This window comes from Streptomyces sp. NPDC028928 (assembly GCF_055564915.1).
The window spans coordinates 34,443-54,975 of record NZ_JBVHVI010000011.1; the positions used below are offsets into that span (position 1 = coordinate 34,443).

Annotated in this window: 19 protein-coding genes, 1 pseudogene and 2 riboswitches; of the genes and pseudogenes, 11 read left to right on the forward strand and 9 right to left on the reverse strand. The window is 71.2% G+C overall.

Going from position 1 to position 20,533, the window contains the following annotated elements:
• Positions 1–7 precede the first annotated feature (7 nt).
• Complete coding sequence (locus tag ACZ4U1_RS25525; protein WP_189306018.1) at positions 8–514, reverse strand: SigE family RNA polymerase sigma factor; 507 nt, start codon at positions 512–514, stop codon at positions 8–10.
• Between the two features lie 112 nt (positions 515–626).
• Complete coding sequence (gene glgX / locus ACZ4U1_RS25530) at positions 627–2,870, reverse strand: glycogen debranching protein GlgX (protein ID WP_467906277.1); 2,244 nt, start codon at positions 2,868–2,870, stop codon at positions 627–629.
• Between the two features lie 231 nt (positions 2,871–3,101).
• Between glgX and ACZ4U1_RS25535 the strand changes: the two genes are divergently transcribed.
• From ACZ4U1_RS25535 to ACZ4U1_RS25560, 6 genes are all read left to right on the forward strand, one after another.
• Positions 3,102–4,325, forward strand: coding sequence for a L,D-transpeptidase (locus ACZ4U1_RS25535; RefSeq protein ID WP_467906278.1), 1,224 nt, complete (start codon positions 3,102–3,104; stop codon positions 4,323–4,325).
• 165 nt (positions 4,326–4,490) lie between these two features.
• Positions 4,491–5,717: a L,D-transpeptidase gene (locus ACZ4U1_RS25540; RefSeq protein WP_467906280.1), complete on the forward strand. Its 1,227-nt coding sequence runs from the start codon at positions 4,491–4,493 to the stop codon at positions 5,715–5,717.
• An 80-nt stretch (positions 5,718–5,797) separates the two neighbouring features.
• A complete protein-coding gene (locus ACZ4U1_RS25545) occupies positions 5,798–6,565 on the forward strand; it encodes an enoyl-CoA hydratase/isomerase family protein (RefSeq protein ID WP_467906281.1) in 768 nt (255 codons plus the stop codon).
• Positions 6,566–6,864: 299 nt separating this feature from the next.
• On the forward strand, positions 6,865–7,368 hold the full coding sequence (locus ACZ4U1_RS25550) for an ATP-binding protein (protein ID WP_189306010.1): 504 nt from the start codon (positions 6,865–6,867) through the stop codon (positions 7,366–7,368).
• Between the two features lie 81 nt (positions 7,369–7,449).
• Entirely contained in the window at positions 7,450–8,232 is a 783-nt protein-coding gene (locus ACZ4U1_RS25555; RefSeq protein WP_467906283.1) for a polysaccharide deacetylase family protein, read from the forward strand.
• On the forward strand, positions 8,232–9,416 hold the full coding sequence (locus ACZ4U1_RS25560) for a YncE family protein (protein WP_467906285.1): 1,185 nt from the start codon (positions 8,232–8,234) through the stop codon (positions 9,414–9,416). Before ACZ4U1_RS25555 ends, ACZ4U1_RS25560 begins: the two co-directional genes overlap by 1 nt.
• Here ACZ4U1_RS25560 and ACZ4U1_RS25565 read toward each other — a convergent pair.
• Positions 9,383–10,036, reverse strand: a complete 654-nt coding sequence (locus ACZ4U1_RS25565; protein WP_467906287.1) for a GNAT family N-acetyltransferase — start codon at positions 10,034–10,036, stop codon at positions 9,383–9,385. The two genes, ACZ4U1_RS25560 and ACZ4U1_RS25565, sit on opposite strands and share 34 nt — an antisense overlap.
• A 150-nt stretch (positions 10,037–10,186) precedes the next feature.
• On the opposite strand from ACZ4U1_RS25565, the gene ACZ4U1_RS25570 reads away from it, so the two are divergent.
• A complete protein-coding gene (locus ACZ4U1_RS25570; RefSeq protein WP_467906669.1) occupies positions 10,187–10,399 on the forward strand; it encodes an EF-hand domain-containing protein in 213 nt (70 codons plus the stop codon).
• 141 nt (positions 10,400–10,540) lie between these two features.
• Positions 10,541–11,200, forward strand: coding sequence for an NADPH-dependent F420 reductase (locus tag ACZ4U1_RS25575; RefSeq protein WP_467906289.1), 660 nt, complete (start codon positions 10,541–10,543; stop codon positions 11,198–11,200).
• A 16-nt stretch (positions 11,201–11,216) separates the two neighbouring features.
• Here ACZ4U1_RS25575 and ACZ4U1_RS25580 read toward each other — a convergent pair whose 3' ends face one another.
• A complete protein-coding gene (locus ACZ4U1_RS25580) occupies positions 11,217–11,771 on the reverse strand; it encodes a glycoside hydrolase family 25 protein (protein WP_467906290.1) in 555 nt (184 codons plus the stop codon).
• Between the two features lie 36 nt (positions 11,772–11,807).
• Positions 11,808–12,839: a phosphatidylinositol-specific phospholipase C domain-containing protein gene (locus tag ACZ4U1_RS25585; RefSeq protein ID WP_467906292.1), complete on the reverse strand. Its 1,032-nt coding sequence runs from the start codon at positions 12,837–12,839 to the stop codon at positions 11,808–11,810.
• Positions 12,840–13,109: 270 nt separating this feature from the next.
• On the opposite strand from ACZ4U1_RS25585, the pseudogene ACZ4U1_RS25590 reads away from it, so the two are divergent.
• A pseudogene (locus ACZ4U1_RS25590) lies at positions 13,110–14,015 on the forward strand (M28 family metallopeptidase); the annotation flags it as partial.
• A 78-nt stretch (positions 14,016–14,093) separates the two neighbouring features.
• Here the strand turns inward: ACZ4U1_RS25590 and ACZ4U1_RS25595 are convergent.
• The 4 genes from ACZ4U1_RS25595 to gcvT form a co-directional block, all read right to left on the reverse strand.
• Entirely contained in the window at positions 14,094–15,461 is a 1,368-nt protein-coding gene (locus ACZ4U1_RS25595; RefSeq protein ID WP_467906294.1) for an L-serine ammonia-lyase, read from the reverse strand.
• 62 nt (positions 15,462–15,523) lie between these two features.
• Complete coding sequence (gene glyA / locus ACZ4U1_RS25600; protein ID WP_467906296.1) at positions 15,524–16,789, reverse strand: serine hydroxymethyltransferase; 1,266 nt, start codon at positions 16,787–16,789, stop codon at positions 15,524–15,526.
• Positions 16,790–16,803: 14 nt separating this feature from the next.
• A complete protein-coding gene (gene gcvH / locus ACZ4U1_RS25605) occupies positions 16,804–17,181 on the reverse strand; it encodes a glycine cleavage system protein GcvH (RefSeq protein ID WP_467906297.1) in 378 nt (125 codons plus the stop codon).
• Positions 17,182–17,319: 138 nt separating this feature from the next.
• Entirely contained in the window at positions 17,320–18,438 is a 1,119-nt protein-coding gene (gcvT, locus tag ACZ4U1_RS25610; RefSeq protein WP_467906299.1) for a glycine cleavage system aminomethyltransferase GcvT, read from the reverse strand.
• A gap of 43 nt (positions 18,439–18,481) precedes the next feature.
• A riboswitch (glycine riboswitch) is annotated at positions 18,482–18,594 on the reverse strand.
• A riboswitch (glycine riboswitch) is annotated at positions 18,595–18,694 on the reverse strand.
• 179 nt (positions 18,695–18,873) lie between these two features.
• Between gcvT and ACZ4U1_RS25615 the strand changes: the two genes are divergently transcribed.
• Positions 18,874–19,542: an AAA family ATPase gene (locus ACZ4U1_RS25615; RefSeq protein WP_467906301.1), complete on the forward strand. Its 669-nt coding sequence runs from the start codon at positions 18,874–18,876 to the stop codon at positions 19,540–19,542.
• An 89-nt stretch (positions 19,543–19,631) separates the two neighbouring features.
• Entirely contained in the window at positions 19,632–20,423 is a 792-nt protein-coding gene (locus tag ACZ4U1_RS25620; RefSeq protein ID WP_467906302.1) for an enhanced serine sensitivity protein SseB, read from the forward strand.
• The last annotated feature ends 110 nt before the right edge of the window (positions 20,424–20,533 follow it).

Sequence of the window (20,533 nt, forward strand, 5' to 3'; positions counted from 1 at the left end):
TCTTCCCTCACCCCACCGGCTCGATGACGTCGGCCAGGAGCCGGCGCAGCCGGGCCACCCCGCGCGCGGCATGGGACCGGGCCGTGCCCACCGGGCAGCCCAGGGTCTCCGCGACCTGCCGGTCGGGCAGGTCCTGGTAGTAGCGCAGGACGACGGCGGCCCGCTGCTGCGGCGTCAGCTGGGCGAGCGCCGCCTCCAGCCGGGACCGCTCGGCCACGGTCGCCGACATGTCACCGGCCGCTGCCACCTCCGGCAGCTGCTCCACGGGCCGCTCGCCCCACCAGCGCCGCCGGGCCGAACGCGCCGCGGCCCGCGCCAGCACCTTGCGCACGTAGGCCTCCGGCGCCTCGTCGGCGACCTTCGGCCAGACGAACCACAGCTTGACCAAGGACTCCTGCAACAGGTCCTCGGCGCGGTGCCGGTCCCCTCCGGTGAGCAGACGGGCGAGATGGAACAACACCGACCAGCGGGCCGCCACGAACGCGTCGTACTCACCGGCCCTGGTCTGCTCCATCCCTACGGTCCCCGTTCTCGCCGGCTGTCTTCACCAGGAGAAAGGCACTTGACCCCCGCCGGCGCTGCACTCGGGGAGCGTGATCCGCGTCACGCACAGGTGTCACACAGGCTCAGGCCACCCGCAGCAGCAGCACCGCCCGCGCCGGAACCGTGATCTCCGCTCCCGCCCGGTGGACCGTACCGGGCGGCTCGGCCTGCTCCTCCACCGAGGTGTCCACGACCACCTCGTACCGCTCCGCCCACGGCGGTCCGGGCAGTACGAAGCCGGTCGGCCGGTCGCCGGCGTGCAGCACGGCGAGGAAGCTGTCGTCCACCACCGGCGCGCCCCGCTCGTCGCGGCCCGGGATGTCCCGTCCCGACAGATACATGCCAAGCGTGGCGGCGGGCGCGTACCAGTCGCCCTCGGTCATCTCCGCACCCCGCGCGGTGAACCAGGCCAGGTCCCGCAGCCCGTCCGCGGTCTGCGCGCGCCCGGAGAAGAAGGCCCGCCGGCGCAGCACCGGATGCCGGTGGCGCAGCGCGATCAGACGCGAGGTCAGCTCGGACAGCGCACGCCACCCGGGCTCTTCCAGCAGCGACCAGTCCAGCCAGCTGATCTCGTTGTCCTGGCAGTAGGCGTTGTTGTTGCCGCGCTGGGTGCGGCCCAGTTCGTCGCCCGCGACCAGCATGGGCACCCCGGTGGACAGCAGCAGGGTCGTCAGCAGGTTCCGCAGCTGCCTGCGGCGCAGCGCCCGTACGCCCTCGTCGTCGGTCTCGCCCTCCGCCCCGCAGTTCCAGGAGCGGTTGTCGTTGGTGCCGTCCCGGTTGTTCTCGCCGTTGGCCTCGTTGTGCTTGGTCTCGTACGACACCAGGTCGCGCAGGGTGAAACCGTCGTGCGCGGTGACGAAGTTGACGGAGGCGTAGGGGCGCCGGCCGCCCCAGGCGTAGAGGTCGCTGGAGCCGGAGAGGCGGTAGCCCATCTCGCGCACGTCGGGCAGGGCGTGCCGCCAGAAGTCCCGCACCGCGTTGCGGTAGCGGTCGTTCCACTCGGTCCACAGCGGCGGGAAGGCGCCCACCTGGTAGCCGCCGGAGCCGATGTCCCACGGCTCGGCGATCAGTTTCACCCGGCGCAGCACCGGGTCCTGGGCGATGACCGCCAGGAACGGGGAGAGCATGTCGACGTCGTGCATGGAGCGGGCCAGCGCCGCCGCGAGGTCGAAGCGGAAGCCGTCCACGCCCATCTCGGTCACCCAGTAGCGCAGCGAGTCGGTGATCAGGCGCAGCACCTGCGGCTGGACGACGTGCAGGGTGTTGCCGCAGCCGGTGTAGTCGGCGTACCGGCGGGCGTCGCCCTGGAGCCGGTAGTAGCCGCGGTTGTCGATGCCCTTCAGGGACAGCGTCGGCCCCAGCTCGCCCGCCTCCGCGGTGTGGTTGTAGACCACGTCCAGGATGACCTCGATGCCGGCCGCGTGCAGCGCGCGCACCATCCGCTTGAACTCGCCGACCTGCTGCCCGGTCGTACCGGAGGCCGCGTAGGCCGCGTGCGGGGCGAAGTAGCCGATGGAGTTGTAGCCCCAGTAGTTCCTCAGGCCCCGGCGCAGCAGGTGGTCCTCGTGCGCGAACTGGTGCACGGGCAGCAGCTCCACGGCCGTGACGCCCAGCTTCACCAGGTGCTCGATCGCGGCCGGGTGCGCGAGGCCCGCGTACGTGCCGCGGAGCTCCTCGGGGATGCCGGGGTGGAGCCGGGTGAAGCCCCGCACGTGCAGCTCGTAGATGACCGAGTCGGCCCAGGGCGTCTTGGGCCGGCGGTCGTCGGACCAGTCGTCGTCATCGTGGACGACGACGCCCTTCGGGACGTACGGCGCCGAGTCCCGCTCGTCGCGCACGGTGTCGGCGACCGACTGGTCCGGCCAGTCCCGCACGTGCCCGTACACCTCCGGCGGCAGCCGGAACTCCCCGTCCACCGCGCGCGCGTACGGGTCCAGCAGCAGCTTCGCCGGGTTCCAGCGGGCGCCGGTCCACGGGTCCCAGCGGCCGTCCACCCGGTAGCCGTACCGCTGCCCGGGCATCACGCCCGGCACGAAGCCGTGCCAGATCTCGTGCGTCAGTTCGGTCAGCGGGATCCGCGTCTCCCGGCCCTGCGCGTCGAAGAGGCACACCCGGACCGCCTCCGCGCCGGCCGCCCACAGCGCGAAGTTGGTGCCGGCGACCCCGTCCGGACCGACCCGGAACCGGGCCCCCAGCGGGGTCGGCGCGCCCGGCCACACGGCCGGGACGGGAGGTACGGCCCGCCGGGCGCCGTTCACCGCCGCCGGTTGCCCGCTCCCGGCGGCCGGCTCCCCGGCCGGCGCCCGCTGCTCGGCTGCGCTCGTCACTGTCGGCCCCTCTTCTCAGTGGCGCGCCAGCGGTCGGCCCCACCGGGAAACCGGGAGCGCACGCGCGCGGGCGCCCCGGCCGCCCGGTACGGCTGCGCCCCGACGGCTCGTGTCGGGCTGGGGGTGCCCCTCCGAGGGAGGCCCCCCAACCTGTCGTCCTTCCCTCTGTTCTGCCCACCGCGTGGCTCGCACTCACGTTTCCCCGGAGCGGGCGCCGTCGTTGAGTCTCGCGTGAGGCACGCAACTGGACGCGCACGGCGCGCGGGGGCCGCGCTGGCCGCCGTACTGACATGGGCGGGGCTGCTCGCGGGCTGCTCCGCGGACGGCCCGGGCCCGCTGGGCATGGGCGGGGCACTGGGCGAGCCCCCGGCCCCCGAGGACGTCATCCGGGTGACCCCCGACGACGGCAGCAAGGCCGTACGCCCCGGCGACCGGCTGCTGGTGCGGGTGCCCGGCGGGCGGCTGGAGAAGGTCACCGTGGTGAAGTCGCAGGACGCGCAGGACTCTCCGGTCCCCGGGCGGATCAGCGAGGACGGGCTGACCTGGCGGCCGGACGAGGACCGGCTGGCGCTGGCCGCGAAGTACACGGTCGACGTGGTCGCGCTGGACTCCCACGGCCGCCGCTCGGCCCGGCACACCACCTTCACCACCTACGTCCCCGACCAGCGGTTCATCGCCTACGTCAGCCCGGAGAACCGGGCCACCGTCGGTACCGGCATGATCGTCTCGCTCTCCTTCAGCCAGGAGATCACCGACCGCGCCGCCGTGGAACGCGCCGTCCGCGTCAGCGCGCGGCCCCCGGTCGAGATCCGCCCGCACTGGTTCGGCAAGGGCCGTCTGGACTTCCGCCCGGAGCGCTACTGGAAGCCCGGCACCGAGGTCACCGTCGACCTGGACCTGCGGGACGTCGAGGGCGCCCGCGGCATCTACGGCCTGCAGGACAAGACGTTCTCCTTCACCGTCGGCCGCAGCCAGGTCTCCCTGGTCGACGCGGCCGAGCACACCATGGAGGTGCGGCGCGACGGACAGCTCCTGGCCACCGTCCCCATCACCGCGGGCGCCCCCAAGCACCCGACGTACAACGGGAAGATGGTGGTGATGGACATGCTGGAGGTCACCCGCATGAACAGCCAGACGGTCGGCCTCGGCGCCGAGTACGACATCCCCGACGTTCCGCACGCCATGAAGCTCACCGACTCCGGGACCTTCCTGCACGGCAACTACTGGGCCCCGGACGCCCCCGGCCAGGTCAACATCAGCCACGGCTGCGTGGGGTTGAGGGACGTCAAGGGCGGCGGCTCGGACACCCCGGCCGGCTGGTTCTTCGACCGCAGCCTCGTCGGGGACGTCATCGAAGTGGTGAACAGCAAGGACAAGACGGTCGCTCCGGACAACGGCCTCGGCGGGTGGAACATGGGCTGGAAGGAGTGGAAAGCGGGCAGCGCGGTGAAGTAACCAGGTGAGAGGCGGGGGGCGCGGCGAAGGTGTCGGGCGGAAGTTGCGACGGAACGGTGACCTATGCCTGACACCTTGCTCAAAACCTGGCAGTTAATATGCGCGCACCGAAGTGGTGGGGAACGGGCCTGAGCAGGGGCCCGGCGAGGGGAGAACAACTTGAACATGCGGCCTGTAGCGGGGGCGTCGGCTCGGGGGCGGCGGGGCCGTAGGGGACTGGCGGTCATAGCCGGCGCCCTGGTGCTGACGATCACCGCGTGCGGCGGAGGCGATGACTCCGGGTCCGGTTCCGGGGACGGCAAGGGCAAGGGCGGCGGTGGGAAGGGCGGGCAGTCCACGGCCGCCGTCAGCATCGCGCCCAAGTCCGGGGCCACCGGCGTCGACACCAGCGGCGCGCTCAAGGTCAGCGTGGCCCAGGGCAAGCTGACCGAGGTCACCGTCAAGGACGCCAAGGGCACGAAGGTCGAGGGCGCCATCACCGGCGGCGGCTCCTCCTGGACGCCGGCGACCCATCTGGCCGCGGCCACCAAGTACACGGTGCACGCGGTCGCCAAGGACTCCGAGGGGCGTGAGGCCGCCGAGGACGCCACCTTCACCACGCTCACCCCGAAGAACACCTTCGTCGGTACCTTCACCCCCGAGGACGGCTCCACGGTCGGCGTCGGCATGCCGTTCTCCATACGCTTCACCCGGGGCATCACCAGCCCGGACGCGGTCGAGAAGGCCATACGCATCAAGACCGAGCCGGCCGTCGACGTCGAGGGCCACTGGTTCGGCAACGACCGCCTGGACTTCCGTCCCGAGAAATACTGGAAGGCCGGCACCAAGGTCACCGTCGACCTCGACCTGGACGGCGTCGAGGGCCGCGACGGCGTCTACGGCAAGCAGCGCAAGACCGTGAAGTTCACCATCGGCCGCAACCAGGTCTCCGTCGTGGACGCCGAGAAGCGCACGATGAAGGTCACGCAGGACGGCAAGGTCGTCAAGACGCTCCCGGTCACCACCGGCAAGCCGGGCTACGAGACCTGGAACGGTCAGATGGTCATGAGCGAGAAGCTCACCGTCACCCGCATGAACGGCGAGACCGTCGGCTACGGCGGCGAGTACGACATCAAGGACGTCCCGCACGCCATCCGCCTCACCACCTCCGGCACCTTCATCCACGGCAACTACTGGGGCGGCGGCGCCTTCGGCAACTACAACGCCAGCCACGGCTGCGTGGGCCTGCGCGACGTGCGCGGCGGCTACGACAGCTCCGTCCCGGCCGCCTGGTTCTTCAACCACTCGATGATCGGTGACGTGGTGGTCGTCAAGAACTCCCACGACGCCACGGTGGCCCCGGACAACGGCCTCAACGGCTGGAACATGTCCTGGTCCGAGTGGAAGAAGTGAGCCTCCGCTGACGTACGGGCCCGGTGCTGTGAGGAACGGCACCGGGCCCACTGTCGTTAGTGGCCGTTAACCTGACCTCCATGACCGTCTCTCTCGAAGTCGCCGAAGGCGTCGGCACCCTGCGGCTGGACCGGCCGCCGATGAACGCGCTGGACATCGCCACCCAGGACCGGCTGAAGGAGCTGGCCGAGGAGGCCACGGACCGCGACGACGTGCGCGCCGTGGTCATCTACGGAGGCGAGCGGGTGTTCGCGGCGGGCGCGGACATCAAGGAGATGCAGAACATGGACCACGCCGCGATGGTCCGCCGCTCCCGCGCCCTGCAGGACTCCTTCACCGCCGTGGCCCGCATCCCCAAGCCCGTCGTCGCCGCCATCACCGGCTACGCGCTCGGCGGCGGCTGCGAGCTGGCCCTGTGCGCCGACTACCGCATCGCCGCCGACAACGCCAAGCTCGGCCAGCCCGAGATCCTGCTCGGCCTCATCCCGGGCGCCGGCGGCACCCAGCGGCTGCCCCGGCTGATCGGCCCCTCCAAGGCCAAGGACCTCATCTTCACGGGCCGTCAGGTCAAGGCCGACGAGGCCCTCGCCATCGGCCTGGTGGACCGGGTCGTCCCGGCCGCCGAGGTGTACGCGCAGGCGCACGCCTGGGCCGCCAGGCTCGCCCAGGGCCCGGCGATCGCGCTGCGCGCGGCGAAGGAGTCCGTCGACACCGGTCTGGAGGCCGACATCGACACCGGGCTCGCCGTCGAACGCAACTGGTTCGCGGGCCTGTTCGCCACCGAGGACCGCGAGCGGGGCATGCGCAGCTTCGTGGAGGAGGGGCCGGGCAAGGCCAAGTTCGTCTGACCGTCAACCGTGTGATCACTCCGCCTACTCCGGCGGGGTCCCTTGCCGTTGACGCGTCGTCTCATTCGGGTCCCTCGATGGGGCGGTTTATGGGAGCCTTAAGGCAGCCTTAAGCCTGCTGCGTCGAGGGAGTCCGTCGATTGCCGGAAAGCGAGCCGTCGCCGCAGGTCAGCAGGGACGTACCGGACATCGACATGCCGACGGCATATGCCGCTCGACAGGTGCGGAAGGGGGGCGTGCGGGGGGCGTATTCCCCCGGAACGGCCCCCAAGACGGCTCCGGACGGCCATCATGGGGGCATGGCGGGGCTGGAGGGCATCGAACAGCCGCGGGGACACAGCCGTGCAGCCGCGGCACGCTGGTCGCCCGCGGTCGAGGACGAACAGGCGCTCAAGGCGCTCGAACTGTTCGGGAACCCCACGGAGGCGGAGGTGCCGCTGCCGTCCCGCCCCGAGTCCGCGGCCACCGCCCGCCGGCTCGCCCAGGTCGTCGTCCTGCGCACCTGGCGGCTCACCCCCAAACTGGCCGAGGACGCCGTCTTACTCGTCTCGGAACTCGTCGGCAACGCCGTACGGCACACCGGCGCCCGGGTCTTCGGCCTGCGGATGCGCCGCCGCCCCGGCTGGATCCGGGTCGAGGTCCGCGACCCCTCGCGCGGGCTCCCCTGTCTGATGCCGGTCCAGGAACTCGACGTCAGCGGACGCGGACTGTTCCTGGTGGACAAGCTCTCCGACCGCTGGGGCGTCGACCTGCTGCCGCGGGGCAAGACGACGTGGTTCGAGATGAGGGTCGCGGACCGGTAACCGTGTCCGGGGTGCTGCCGCACGACCCGACGCCATGGCATATCGGGCTAATCGCCGGTTTTCTCACCACATCGCCCTTAAATGGTGCGTGTGACCTCCACCCACCGCCGTGACATGCTGCGCGCCGGCGCCGGAATCGTGGCCGGCGGTGCCCTCGCCACCGGGTGCGGCACCGGCCAGGCAGCCGCTCCGCCCCCCGCCCCGGCCTCCCCCTCCCGCTCCGCCTCCCCTACGGCGGCCCCCGCCCCCCGGGCCTACCCCGGCCACCCCGCCCAGATCACCCACGGCCCGCGCACCCGCCCCCAGGTGGCCCTCACCTTCCACGGCCAGGGCGACCCCGCCCTCGCCCGCGCGCTGCTCACGACGGCCGAGCGGTACGGCGCCCGGCTCACCGTGCTCGCCGTCGGCACCTGGCTGGACGAACACCCGGGCCTCGCCCGCCGCATCCTCGACGGCGGCCACGACCTCGGCAACCACACCCAGCGGCACATCGGCATCAACACCCTGGCCGAGGCGGAGGCCCGCCGGGAGATCACCGACTGCGCCGAACGGCTGAAGCGGCTCACCGGCTCCATCGGCACCTGGTTCCGGCCCTCCCGCGCCCCGTCCGCCTCCCCCCTCGTCGCCCGGCTGGCCCGCGCCGCCGGCTACCCGCACGTGCTGTCGTACGACGTCGACTCGCTCGACTACACCCGCCCCGGCGCCGCCGCCGTCACCCGCGAGGTCCTCGCCGGCGTGCGCAACGGATCGGTGGTGAGCCTGCACTTCGGGTACCCCGACACGGTCGCCGCCCTCCCCGACGTCCTGACCGAACTCGGCCGCCGCGGACTGCGCGCGGTCACCACCACGGAGCTGCTGAGCTGATGCGAACCACGAAAGCCGCCCGCCTGCTGGCCGCCGGTGCCGCCGTCACCGCCCTGACCCTGCTCTCCGCGTGCGGCGGCAGCGGGCACCACGAGAGCGAGGCCCTCGCCAGCAAGGCGCCGATCCGGCCGCAGGTGAAGAAGCCGCAGGTGAACGTGTTGCCCGGGATGCCACCGGTCGAGAACCCGGCCGACCTGTACGCCGCCGACCGGCCGAACCGGCTCTCGCCCGTGGTCAAGGACTTCCCCGCCCGGGTGTACGTCCCCAACACCAACTCCGACACCGTCACCGTCATCGACCCCGCCACCTACCGGGTCGTCGAGACCATCAAGGTCGGCCGCCAGCCCCAGCACGTCGTGCCGTCCTGGGACCTGAAGACCCTCTGGGTCAACAACGACCTCGGCAACAGCCTCACCCCGATCGACCCGCGGACCGGCAAGGCCGGCGAGCCGGTCGACGTGCACGACCCGTACAACCTGTACTTCACGCCCGACGGCAAGTACGCCGTCGTCATGGCCTCCATGGACCGCCAGCTGGTCTTCCGGGACGCGCACACCATGAAGGTCGTCAAGGCCGTCCCGGTCAGCTGCTACGGCGTCAACCACGCCGACTTCTCCGTCGACGGCCGTTACTTCATCGTCTCCTGCGAGTTCAGCGGCGAGATCCTGAAGGTCGACACGGCCAGGATGAAGGTCGTCGCCCAGGAGAAGCTGCCGCTGCGCGGCGCGATGCCGCAGGACGTCAAGATCTCCCCGGACGGCAAACTGTTTTACATCGCCGACATGATGGCCCACGGTGTGTGGATCCTGGACGGCGACAAGTTCACCCGGCCCCGGTTCCTGGCCACCGGCAAGGGCGCCCACGGCCTCTACGTCAGCCGCGACTCCCGCGAGATGTACATCTCCAACCGTGGCGAGGGGACCGTCTCCGTCTTCGACTTCACCCAGGACCGGCTCACCAGGAAGTGGCGCCTGCCCGGCGGCGGCAGCCCCGACATGGGCGGTGTCTCCGCCGACGGCAAGGTCCTGTGGCTGTCCGGCCGCTACAACGCCGAGGTGTACGCCATCGACACCCGCACCGGCGCCGAACTGGCCCGCATCAAGGTCGGCAGCGGCCCCCACGGCCTCGCCGTCTACCCCCAGCCCGGCCGCTACTCACTGGGGCACACCGGCATCTTCCGCTGAAGCAGCAGCTCCGCTCCCACCGGACGGTACCCGGCCGCCTGGAACGCCCGCAGGCTGCGGGCGTTCCCTGGGGCGACCTGCGCCCACAGCGGCTCGGTGGCGAGCTGCCGGGCGGCGGTCACCAGCAGCCGCCCGAGCCCCCGGTGCCGGGCGTCGCCGTCCACCTCGACCGACACCTCCAGCCGCCCGGCGACCCCGCGTCCCATGACCAGCACCCCGCCGTCCGCCGTCCAGACCCGGACGTCGTCGCGCCGGCGCCGGGCGTAACGCGCTCGGGGGTGCCCGGCGTCCCGTATCTCCGTCAGCGCGAGCGGGGGCTCGCCCGGCAGCGGCGAGCCCACCAGGACCGCGTCGACGGTCTCCGTACGGCGTCCGGTCCGCTCCAGGAGAGCGGTCAGGAACCACGGGTTCAGCGTGGCCGCCAGGGGATCGCACTCCAGGCCGGCCAGGGTCGCGCGGATCCACGCCGGGTCCTCGTCGGTGAAGATCACGGTGTGCGCGGTGAACGACATCACCCCGACGTCCCTCGGCGAGGGCTGCGGTACGACCGTCGTACCGCCGTCCGGCGGCGGGAAGACCCCGGCCGCCGCCGCGTCGAGAATGTCCCGCAAGGTCTCCAAGCCCGCTCCTTGAGTCTCCGCCCTCTGGAAGGCCCAGCCTCCCAGAGGTCCCTGGGTGGTCGCCGCACTCCGGTTTGGTGCGGGCCGTTAATCTGACCAGCGTCAGTACGCCAGCACGGCATGAGAAACACGAACAAAAGGGGCGGATCGGTGGCGGACATCGAGGAAGCACGCAAGCAGTTCCAGCGGATCGACGCGGACGGTGACGGATTCATCACCGCAGCGGAGTTCAAGTCCGCCCTGGCGCAGGAAGGTGACTGGAACGTCACCGAGGCGGTCGCGGAGGCCATCATCAAGTCCCGCGACCTCGACGGCGACAAGGTGCTGTCGTTCGACGAGTTCTGGGCCTACCTGAGCAAGTGACCCGATGACGACAGGGGGTGCCCGCCCGAACGGCCCGGGCACCCCCTTCGTCATGCCGCCGCCGCGGAATACCCCGGGCGGGAGCGAGGTTGACCCGGAGGACAGAAGCATGCACACGCATGAATTGTGGGAAGGTCAGCCATGAAGATCGGCATCATCGGCGCGGGCAACATCGGCGGCAACCTGACCCGGCGGCTCACCGCCCTCGGTCATGACGTCTCCGTCGCCAACTCCCGCGGCCCCGAGACGCTCCGGGAACTGGCCGAGGAGACCGGCGCCACCCCGGTCCGGGCCGAGGACGCGGCCAAGGACGCCGAGGTCGTGATCGTCACCGTCCCCCTGAAGGCCGTCCCCGACCTTCCCTCCGGCCTGCTGGACGGCGCGGCCGAGGGCGTCGCGGTGATCGACACCGGCAACTACTACCCGCAGCGCGACGGCCGGATCGCCGCCATCGAGGACGAGGGCCTCACCGAGAGCCGCTGGACCGAGCAGCACCTCGGCCACCCCGTGATCAAGGCCTTCAACGGCACCTACGCCCAGGACATCCTGGACCGCCCCCGCCCCGCGGGCGACCCCGACCGCATGGCCCTCCCCGTCGCCGGCGACGACGAGACCGCCAAGCGCACCGTCCGCGCCCTGATCGACGAACTGGGCTTCGACACGGTCGACGCCGGCACCGTCGCCGACTCCTGGCGCCAGCAGCCCGGCACCCCGGTCTACGGCCTCCGCGCCGGCACGCCCGCCGTGCGGAAGGCCCTGGCGGAAGCCACCCCGGAGCGCCCTGCGGACTTCCGGGCCTGAGGCTCCCGTCCGGGCCCTACGGCGTGGCCCAGTCGCGCAGGTCGTCCTTGTCGGTGAAACGCGCCACGTCCTTGTCGTGGGGCTCGCTGGTGTACTGGTGGAACCGCCACTTCGCCTTGATGCGCGGCTTGCCCGCGGTGACGTAGTCGGCGATCCACAGCCCGTCCCCGGCGTAGGAGGTGGTGTCGATGTTCAACCAGAAGTGGCGGTTGCAGTAGAGCACGACCCGGTTGTGCGGTCGTAGCTCCTTGAGCTTGCGGATGAAGCGGTCCTTCTCCGCGTTGCTCGCGTGGGTACCCTCGCCCGTGCTTTCCCAGTCGACGGCGAGGAGGTCGCCGCGGCGGTCGGGGGCATGGCTGAGGAAGTACTCGGCCTGGGCGGTGAGGTTGCCCGGCCACAGGAAGTGGTAGAAGCCGACGACCAGGCCCGCGTCGCGGGCGCGCTTGGTCTGGGCCGCGAGTTTCGGGTTGACGTACGAACGGCCCTCCGTCGCCTTGATGAAGACGAAGGAGAGGCCGTCCGTCCCGTAGGAGGAGGACTGGAAGGCGCTCACGTCGATGCCATGCAGCATGTGAAGGTTGTCCCCCGTGAGCCCCGGTCCGGAACCTCAGCTCCGGCTGGTCACCGAACTCAGCACCGACGCGGACTTCGCCGACCAGTCCGAAGTGATCAGACTCGCGTGCCTCTCGGCCAACAGCGCCAGCCGCGCGGCGACTTCGGCGTCCGTCGGGTTGGTGGAGGAGATCGCCGGGGAGACGTTGTGGGCGTCGGTGGCGATCAGGATGTAGTGGTTCGCGGAGTAGAACGAGGTGTCGTAGCCGTTGCTCACGTAACTGGCCGCGTCACCGTCGAAGAACACGAACCAGGGGCGGATCGAGGCGTCGTAGCGGCTGGTGCGCGGGTCGCCGTTCGCGGCGCCGAGCACGGCCGGGAAGGCCTGGGCGGAGGAGATGCGGCCGGCCGCGTACAGGTCCCGCAGATGGTCGCCGTACTCCTCGTCCGTCCAGTAGCTGTCGAACGGGTTGGACTGTTCCACCGTGCCCGGGATCAGGTCGAAGAGGAACTTGCCCTTCAGGGAGTCCCGGCCGGGCCACGCGTTCGCCTTCGCCGCCGCGTCCAGCGTGCTGTACGTCCCGCCGAGCAGGTCGGCCGGCTTGAAGACGCTGCCGCCCAGCTTCTGCGCGACCAGTGTGTCGAACTCGTCCGGCCCCAGGCCCGCCTTGTCGTTGAAGCCGACCTTCAGCTCGACCTTGACGAGGATCGGCGGGTGGTCGGGGTGGAGCTGGTTCCAGGCGGCCATGTTGTCCAGGCAGCTGCCGAGGTCCTGGTTGCGGCTCTTGCTGTACAGCTCGCCCGGGGTCTTCGCCGCCTCGCAGTTGTTGTCGTTGCCCAGCGGGTTGCTGTGGCTGACCCGCCAGCGGTGGCTGAGGCTGTCGACGTAGACGTCCAGCTCCAGCAGTGAGGCCCCGGAGTCCAGCGCCTGGGCGAAGTATGTGTACTTGGTCTTCTCGTACGCGTTGTGCGTCCCGATGGCCGTCGTCTCGGAGAACTTCGGCGACACCGCGTGGGCGTTGCCCGGTGCCACCGCCAACAGAGCGGCGGCGCCCACGAGCGCCGCCAGCCGTCTCAATCCACGCATGCGCCAACTTCCCTTGGTCGGAACGGAATTGGCGGCAGCGTAGGGCCGTGCGGTTACCGTGTGGTAGCCCCAGGCGGAACATCCTTCCCGGAATTATGCTTGGCGAGCGCTTGGCATGCGCATGCTCATCATGGTGACGCGGCTCGGCCCACCCCGGCCCGACGCTCACCTCACGTTTCCTCCACCCCACAAGGAGACACGGTGTTACGACCGAGAAGACTCCCCCTGACAGGCCTCGCGCTCGTCACGGCCGCCGCCGGCCTCGCCGCGCTGCCCCTCAACGCCGAAGCGGCCTCCCCACGCCCCTCGGCCCCCACCCTGACCGCGGCCGCGCCCGACATCGACGTCACCAGGGTCCAGGCGCACCTCACCGAGTTCAACGCCATAGCCGGCCGCAACGGCGGCAACCGCAGATCGACCGGCCAGGGCTACCGCGACTCGGTCGCCTATGTGAAGGGCAAGCTCCAGGCGGCCGGCTACACCGTCACCGAGCAGGCCTGCACCTCCGGCTGCACCCGCGGTGCCGGACCCAACCTGATCGCCGAGTGGCCCTACGGCGACGCGTCGAAGGTGTACATGTTCGGCTCACACCTCGACGGCGTCTCCGCCGGCCCCGGCATCAACGACAACGGCTCCGGTAGCGCGACCCTCCTGGAGGTCGCGCTGAAACTCGCCGAGAGCCGTCCCTCGATGGCGGCCCGCGTCCGCTTCGGCTGGTGGACGGACGAGGAGGCGGGCCTCAACGGCTCGGACTTCTACGTCCGTTCCCTCACCTCCGCCCAGCGCTCGGCGATCAAGGCGTACTACAACTTCGACATGGTCGCCTCGCCCAACGGCGGTTACTTCATCAACCACATCAACTCCACCGCCGCCGCGCCGATGAAGGCGTACTGGGACTCGCTGAACCTCAGGCCCGAGGAGAACACCGAGGGCGCGGGCCGCTCCGACGACTACTCCTTCGAGGCGTACTCCATCCCGACCTCCGGCTACGCCATGGGCGCGAGCGCCCGCAAGACCTCGGCGCAGGCGGCCAAGTGGGGCGGTACGGCGGGCGCCGCGTACGACCGCTGCTACCACTCCTCCTGCGACACCACCGCCAACATCAACGCCACCGGCCTGAACCGGAGCGCCGACGGTGTCGCCTACACGCTGTGGAAGCAGGCGGTCTCGGCCGGCTGATCCGCCCAGGGACGGCGAAGGGAGGCGGATCCCCCGCGATCCGCCTCCCCTTCGCCGTCCCGCCGGTCCGGCGGACTAGCACTCGATGATGTTCACCGCGAGCCCGCCCCGAGCCGTCTCCTTGTACTTCACGCTCATGTCCGCGCCGGTGTCCTTCATCGTCTTGATGACCTTGTCCAGGGACACCTTGTGGGAGCCGTCGCCGCGCATCGCCATCTTCGCCGCGGTGACCGCCTTCACCGCGGCCATGCCGTTGCGCTCGATGCACGGGATCTGGACCAGGCCGCCGACCGGGTCGCAGGTCAGGCCGAGGTTGTGCTCCATGCCGATCTCGGCCGCGTTCTCCACCTGTTCGGGGGAGCCGCCGAGCACCTCGGCGAGCGCGCCCGCCGCCATGGAACAGGCGGAGCCCACCTCGCCCTGGCAGCCGACCTCGGCCCCGGAGATGGACGCGTTCTCCTTGAAGAGCATGCCGATGGCGCCCGCGGCCAGCAGGAAGCGGACCACGCCGTCCTCGTCGGCGCCCGGCACGAAGTTGATGTAGTAGTGCAGGACCGCCGGGATGATGCCGGCCGCGCCGTTGGTGGGGGCCGTCACCACACGGCCGCCGGCCGCGTTCTCCTCGTTCACCGCCATCGCGTAGAGCGTGATCCACTCCATGGCGTGCGCCAGCGGGTCGCCCTCGGCGCGCAGCTGGCGGGCCGAGACGGCCGCGCGGCGGCGGACCTTCAGACCGCCGGGCAGGATGCCCTCACGGGACATGCCCCGCTGCACGCACTCGCGCATCACCCGCCAGATCTCCAGCAGGCCCGCGCGGATCTCCTCCTCGGAGCGCCAGGCCCGCTCGTTCTCCAGCATCAGGGAGGAGATCGACAGGCCCGTCTCCTTCGTCAGGCGCAGCAGCTCGTCGCCTGTGCGGAACGGGTACTTCAGGACCGTGTCGTCCAACTTGATCCGGTCCGCGCCCACCGCGTCCTCGTCCACGACGAAGCCGCCGCCGACCGAGTAGTACGTCTTGGAGAGCAGTTCCTTGCCGTCGGCGTCGTACGCCCACAGCGTCATGCCGTTGGCGTGGTACGGCAGGGCCTTGCGGCGGTGCAGCACGAGATCCTGGTCGAAGTCGAAGGCGATCTCGTGCTCGCCGAGGAGCTTGATCCGGCCCTCGGCCCTGATCGCCTCCACGCGCGCGTCCGCCGTCTCCACGTCCACCGTGCGCGGGGAGTCGCCGGCCAGGCCGAGCAGGACGGCCTTGGGGGTGCCGTGGCCGTGCCCGGTCGCGCCCAGGGAGCCGTACAGCTCCGTGCGGACGGAGGCGGCCTGCTCCAGCAGGCTTTCGTTGCGCAGGCGGCGGGCGAACATCCGCGCCGCCCGCATCGGGCCGACCGTGTGGGAGCTGGACGGGCCGATGCCGATCGAGAACAGGTCGAAGACCGAGATGGCCACGGTCACTCCTCAAGACAACAGGGGGTGGCGGGGCACCCTCGTGCGGGTGCCCCACCGGGGACTTACTTGTTCAGACCCGCGTACAGCGGGTGCTTGTCGGCGAGCGCCTTCACGCGCGCCTTCAGGGCCTCCGCGTCGTAGGACGGCTTCAGCGCCTCCGCGATCACGTCCGCGACCTCGGCGAAGTCCTCGGCCGTGAAGCCGCGGGTCGCCAGGGCCGGCGTACCGATGCGCAGACCCGAGGTGACCATCGGCGGCCGCGGGTCGTTCGGGACGGCGTTGCGGTTGACCGTGATGCCGACCTCGTGGAGGCGGTCCTCGGCCTGCTGCCCGTCCAGCTCCGACGCACGCAGGTCCACGAGGATCAGGTGCACGTCGGTGCCGCCGGACAGCACGTTCACGCCGGCCTCGCGCGCGTCCGGAGCCGTCAGCCGCTCGGCGAGGATGCGCGCACCCTCCACCGTACGACGCTGGCGCTCCTTGAAGTCCTCCGAGGCGGCGACCTTGAAGGAGACCGCCTTCGCCGCGATCACGTGCTCCAGGGGACCGCCCTGGAAGCCCGGGAAGACGGAGGAGTTCAGCTTCTTCGCGAAGTCCTTCTTGGCGAGGATGATGCCGCCGCGCGGGCCGCCCAGCGTCTTGTGGGTGGTCGAGGTGACGACGTCCGCGTACTCCACCGGGTTCGCGTGGAGACCGGCGGCGACCAGGCCCGCGAAGTGCGCCATGTCGACCCACAGGTACGCCCCGGCCTCGTCGGCGATCCGGCGGAACTCGGCGAAGTCCAGCTGCCGCGGGTACGCCGACCAGCCCGCGATGATCACCTTCGGGCGGTGCTCCTTGGCGAGCTTCTCGACCTCGGCCATGTCGACCAGGCCGGTCTCGGCGTCCACGTGGTAGGCGACCACGTCGAACTGCTTGCCGGAGAAGTTCAGCCGCATCCCGTGGGTCAGGTGGCCGCCGTGCGCCAGGTCCAGGCCGAGGATGGTGTCCCCGGGCTGGGCCAGCGCGAACAGGGCCGCCTGGTTCGCGGAGGCGCCGGAGTGGGGCTGCACGTTGGCGTACTCGGCGCCGAACAGCTCCTTGACCCGGTCGATGGCGATCTGCTCGGCGACGTCGACGTGCTCGCAGCCGCCGTAGTAGCGGCGGCCCGGGTAACCCTCGGCGTACTTGTTGGTGAGGACCGAGCCCTGCGCCTCCATCACCGCGAGCGGCGCGAAGTTCTCGGAGGCGATCATCTCCAGGGTCGACTGCTGACGGTTCAGCTCGGCGTCGACCGCGGCGGCGATCTCCGGGTCCAGCTCGTGCAGGGGCGTGTTCAGAACAGTCATACGGCTACGACTCCTCAGCCGGCGGAAAAGGCGGTGTACTCGTCGGCGGAGAGCAGATCGGCCGGCTCCTCCGCGACGCGTACCTTGAACAGCCAGCCGCCCTCGAAGGGAGCGGAGTTCACCAGCGACGGGTCGCTGACGACGTCCTCGTTCACCTCGGTGACCTCACCGGTGACCGGCGAGTACAGGTCGGAGACCGACTTCGTCGACTCCAGCTCGCCGCAGGTCTCGCCCGCGGACACCGTGGAGCCGACCTCGGGGAGCTGGACGAAGACGACGTCACCGAGCGCGTTGGCCGCGTGCTCCGTGATGCCGACCGTCGCGACGCCGTCCTCGGCGGCCGACAGCCACTCGTGCTCCTTGCTGTAGCGCAGCTGCTGGGGGTTGCTCATGGCCTGAATTCTCCTGTACACGCGGGAGTGCTGATGACGGGGGGACTGCGGAAACCGCTGGTGAGCGGGCGAATGTGCGCAGGGTCACGTGCCGGCCACGGGACCGGGGTCCCGGGGACGGGCGACCGCGCTCAGTCTCTACTTCTGACGCTTGTAGAACGGCAGCGCCACGACCTGGTACGGCTCGTGGGTGCCCCGGATGTCCACGCCGACGCCCTCGGTGCCCGGCGCCGCGTGCGCGGCGTCGACGTAAGCCATGGCGATCGGCTTGCCCAGGGTGGGGGAGGGGGCGCCGGAGGTGACCTCGCCGATCACCTCGCCGCCGGCGACGACGGCGTACCCGGCACGCGGCACCCGGCGGCCCTCGGCGACCAGGCCGACGAGCACCCGCGGCGGGTTCTCCTGCGCCCTGGCGGCGGCCTGCGCGAGCGCCTCCCGGCCGACGAAGTCGCCCTCCTTCTCGAACTTCACCACTCGGCCGAGCCCGGCGTCGAACGGCGTGAGGGAGGTGGTCAGCTCGTGCCCGTACAGCGGCATGCCCGCCTCCAGGCGCAGCGTGTCCCGGCAGGACAGCCCGCAGGGCACCAGGCCGACACCCTCGCCGGCCTTGGTCAGGGCCTGCCACAGTTCGACGGCGTGCTCCGGCTTCACGAACAGTTCGAAGCCGTCCTCGCCGGTGTAGCCGGTGCGGGCGATCAGCGCCGGGACGCCGGCGACCGTGCCGGGCAGACCGGCGTAGTACTTCAGACCGTCCAGGTCGGCGTCGGTGAGCGACTTCAGGATGCCGGGGGACTCCGGGCCCTGCACGGCGATCAGCGCGTACGCGTCTCGGTCGTCACGGACCTCGGCGTCGAAGCCCGCGGCGCGCTCGGTGAGCGCGTCCAGGACGACCTGGGCGTTGGAGGCGTTGGCCACGACCATGTACTCGGTCTCGGCCAGCCGGTAGACGATCAGGTCGTCCAGGATGCCGCCGTCGGCCTGGCAGATCATGGTGTAGCGGGCGCGGCCCACACCGACGGAGGCGATGTTGCCGACCAGGGCGAAGTTCAGGAGAGCGGCGGCCTCGGCGCCGGTGACGGTGATCTCGCCCATGTGGGAGAGGTCGAAGAGACCGGCCTTGGTGCGCACGGCAAGGTGCTCGTCGCGCTCGGAGCCGTAGCGCAGGGGCATGTCCCAGCCGGCGAAGTCGGTCATCGTCGCACCGAGCGAGCGATGCAGCGCGTCGAGCGCGGTGTGACGGAGTTCGGTACTGCTCATCGGACGGTCGTCTCCCAGGGCACAGGGATGGGGCGAGGAACGTTCCTCCCCATCTGTCATCGGAACCTGAGAGGTTCGCCACGACCGCCACGGGGACGATCACGGCTTGCACCTTGGGTGGGGCCACTGTCGCAGCGGCCCGCTTTTCAGATGTGCCTCGCCCGCGCGGTAACGGGGCCTGAGAGATTCAAGGGAGGGACTTGCTCCTTCGGCGCCCCGGCATCAGTGCTGCCAGGGACTCTCCCGCGCGGATTCAAACGGCCGGTATGCAGTTGGCGGGCTCATCATTGCACGCCGCACCCCGGCCAGCCAGAGCACGCTCCTTGTAACCAACCTGTGGCAGTACGTACACGAACCGCCGACCGTTGCGCATTACCTTCTCTTTACATACAACGGGCATGGGGATGACCGAGCCCACTGGGGAGGACGATCACGGTGAACAGGACCTCGGCCTACGCCACCAACGCCGGCATCGCGGTGCCCGAGCAGCCCCCCGCCCTGTCCCGCGAGCGGTCCGCGGACCGCCCCGCACCGGTCGTGCGGGACCTGCGCGACCGTGCCGGCCGCAGCCCGCACGCCCTGCTCTTCGGCCCCCGCGACCTGGTGGTGATCACCGGTCTGCCCGGCAGCGGCAAGTCCACCCTGATGCACCGCGCGGTCACCGGCCGGCGCATCGACTCCCAGGACACCCGCGACCGCTGGCAGGCCCGCGTCCCCGGCTTCCTCCCCTACGCCCTGTACCGCCCCCTGGTCCGCCTCGCCCACTACGCCGGACTGCGCCGCGCCCTGCGCACCGGCGAGGGAGTCGTCGTGCACGACTGCGGCACCCAGCCCTGGGTGCGCGCCTGGCTGGCCCGCGAGGCCCGGCGCCGGGGCGCCACCCTGCACCTGCTCCTCCTCGACGTCAGCCCCGAGACGGCCCGGGACGGCCAGCGCGAGCGCGGCCGGGGCGTCTCCCGCTACGCCTTCCGCCGTCACCGCCGTACCACCGCCCGCCTGCTGCGCGCGGTGGAGAAGGGCGAGCTGCCCGCCGGCGTCGGCGCGGCCGTGCTGCTGGACCGGGACGCGGCTGACGTCCTCGGCCGCGTCGGCTTCACCCGGTGAGGGGTACGGGCTTCACTCGGTGAGGGGCTGTCACAGCCACCCGCTAGCCTTTTCGCGCACAGCAGTGATCCCCAGCAGGCGGTAGGCAGATGGACTTCCCGGCGGACCTTCCCGCGGACTTCCCGGCACAGGCGCACCCCCACCCGCACGGCGGGTGGCCCGGCAACGAGCTGGAGGAGGTGCTCTCGGCCTCCCTCGGCGTCCCCTCGGCGGGCGGCCGGATCATCGAGGTCCTCGGCCGCAGCTTCCTGTGGATACCGCTGCCGAACGGCGGGGGCCCGCACAGCGGCCCGCTGGACCTGCCGACGACGGACATCGACGGCCAGACGTACGTCCCGGTGTTCAGCTCCGAGGAACAGCTGCGCCAGGTGGCCGGTGCCCACATGTCGTACACCATCGCGCCCGCCGTGGAGTTCGCCCGCGGCCTGCCCCCGCAGGCGGGCATCGCGGTCAACCCGGGCGGCGTGGTCGGCATCCCGCTGCCGCCCGACGCCGTGGCCGAGCTGTGCCGGGCCGGCCGCACCCCGCTCGACGGCCCCAACGCCGGCGCCCGCGTCCGCCTCTTCGAGCCCGACTGGCAGGACGACCCGGTCGACTTCCTCTCCGCCGCCTCCGCCGAGTTCGCCGAGACCGGCGTGGTCCTCACCGCCCGCCGCTGTCTGGCCGCCATCGAGACGGCCGACCCGGTGATGTTCGTGGGCGTGGAACTCTCCCAGTGGGAGGGCGACCTCCGCACCCGCCCCCTGGACGCCCTGGGCCGTGCCCTGGGCAAGTTCCCGGTCCGGTGGCCGGTCAGCCTGGTCCTCATGGACGTGACGGCGGACCCGGTGTCCACATGGCTGAAGACGAACGTCCGCCCCTTCTACCAGCACGGCCACTGAACCCGCCCAGGGGCGCGGGGAACTGCGCGACAAGCCACAACGCACCCGCGCCCGCACACGGACATGAGGCCCCGAGCCACTGGGCGCATAAGCTGTCTCCCAACGCAGGG

Bases quoted from the DNA above. Each gene is read 5' to 3' on its own strand.
- ACZ4U1_RS25555 (WP_467906283.1), top strand. From the start codon at position 7,450: ATGGTGCGTGTGACCTCCACCCACCGCCGTGACATGCTGCGCGCCGGC.
- ACZ4U1_RS25580 (WP_467906290.1), bottom strand. From the start codon at position 11,771: ATGCTGCATGGCATCGACGTGAGCGCCTTCCAGTCCTCCTCCTACGGG.
- ACZ4U1_RS25620 (WP_467906302.1), top strand. From the start codon at position 19,632: ATGGACTTCCCGGCGGACCTTCCCGCGGACTTCCCGGCACAGGCGCAC.
- ACZ4U1_RS25560 (WP_467906285.1), top strand. From the start codon at position 8,232: ATGCGAACCACGAAAGCCGCCCGCCTGCTGGCCGCCGGTGCCGCCGTC.
- ACZ4U1_RS25550 (WP_189306010.1), top strand. From the start codon at position 6,865: ATGGCGGGGCTGGAGGGCATCGAACAGCCGCGGGGACACAGCCGTGCA.
- glyA (WP_467906296.1), bottom strand. From the start codon at position 16,789: ATGACTGTTCTGAACACGCCCCTGCACGAGCTGGACCCGGAGATCGCC.
- ACZ4U1_RS25540 (WP_467906280.1), top strand. From the start codon at position 4,491: ATGCGGCCTGTAGCGGGGGCGTCGGCTCGGGGGCGGCGGGGCCGTAGG.
- gcvH (WP_467906297.1), bottom strand. From the start codon at position 17,181: ATGAGCAACCCCCAGCAGCTGCGCTACAGCAAGGAGCACGAGTGGCTG.
- ACZ4U1_RS25525 (WP_189306018.1), bottom strand. From the start codon at position 514: ATGGAGCAGACCAGGGCCGGTGAGTACGACGCGTTCGTGGCGGCCCGC.
- ACZ4U1_RS25575 (WP_467906289.1), top strand. From the start codon at position 10,541: ATGAAGATCGGCATCATCGGCGCGGGCAACATCGGCGGCAACCTGACC.
- ACZ4U1_RS25545 (WP_467906281.1), top strand. From the start codon at position 5,798: ATGACCGTCTCTCTCGAAGTCGCCGAAGGCGTCGGCACCCTGCGGCTG.
- gcvT (WP_467906299.1), bottom strand. From the start codon at position 18,438: ATGAGCAGTACCGAACTCCGTCACACCGCGCTCGACGCGCTGCATCGC.
- ACZ4U1_RS25585 (WP_467906292.1), bottom strand. From the start codon at position 12,839: ATGCGTGGATTGAGACGGCTGGCGGCGCTCGTGGGCGCCGCCGCTCTG.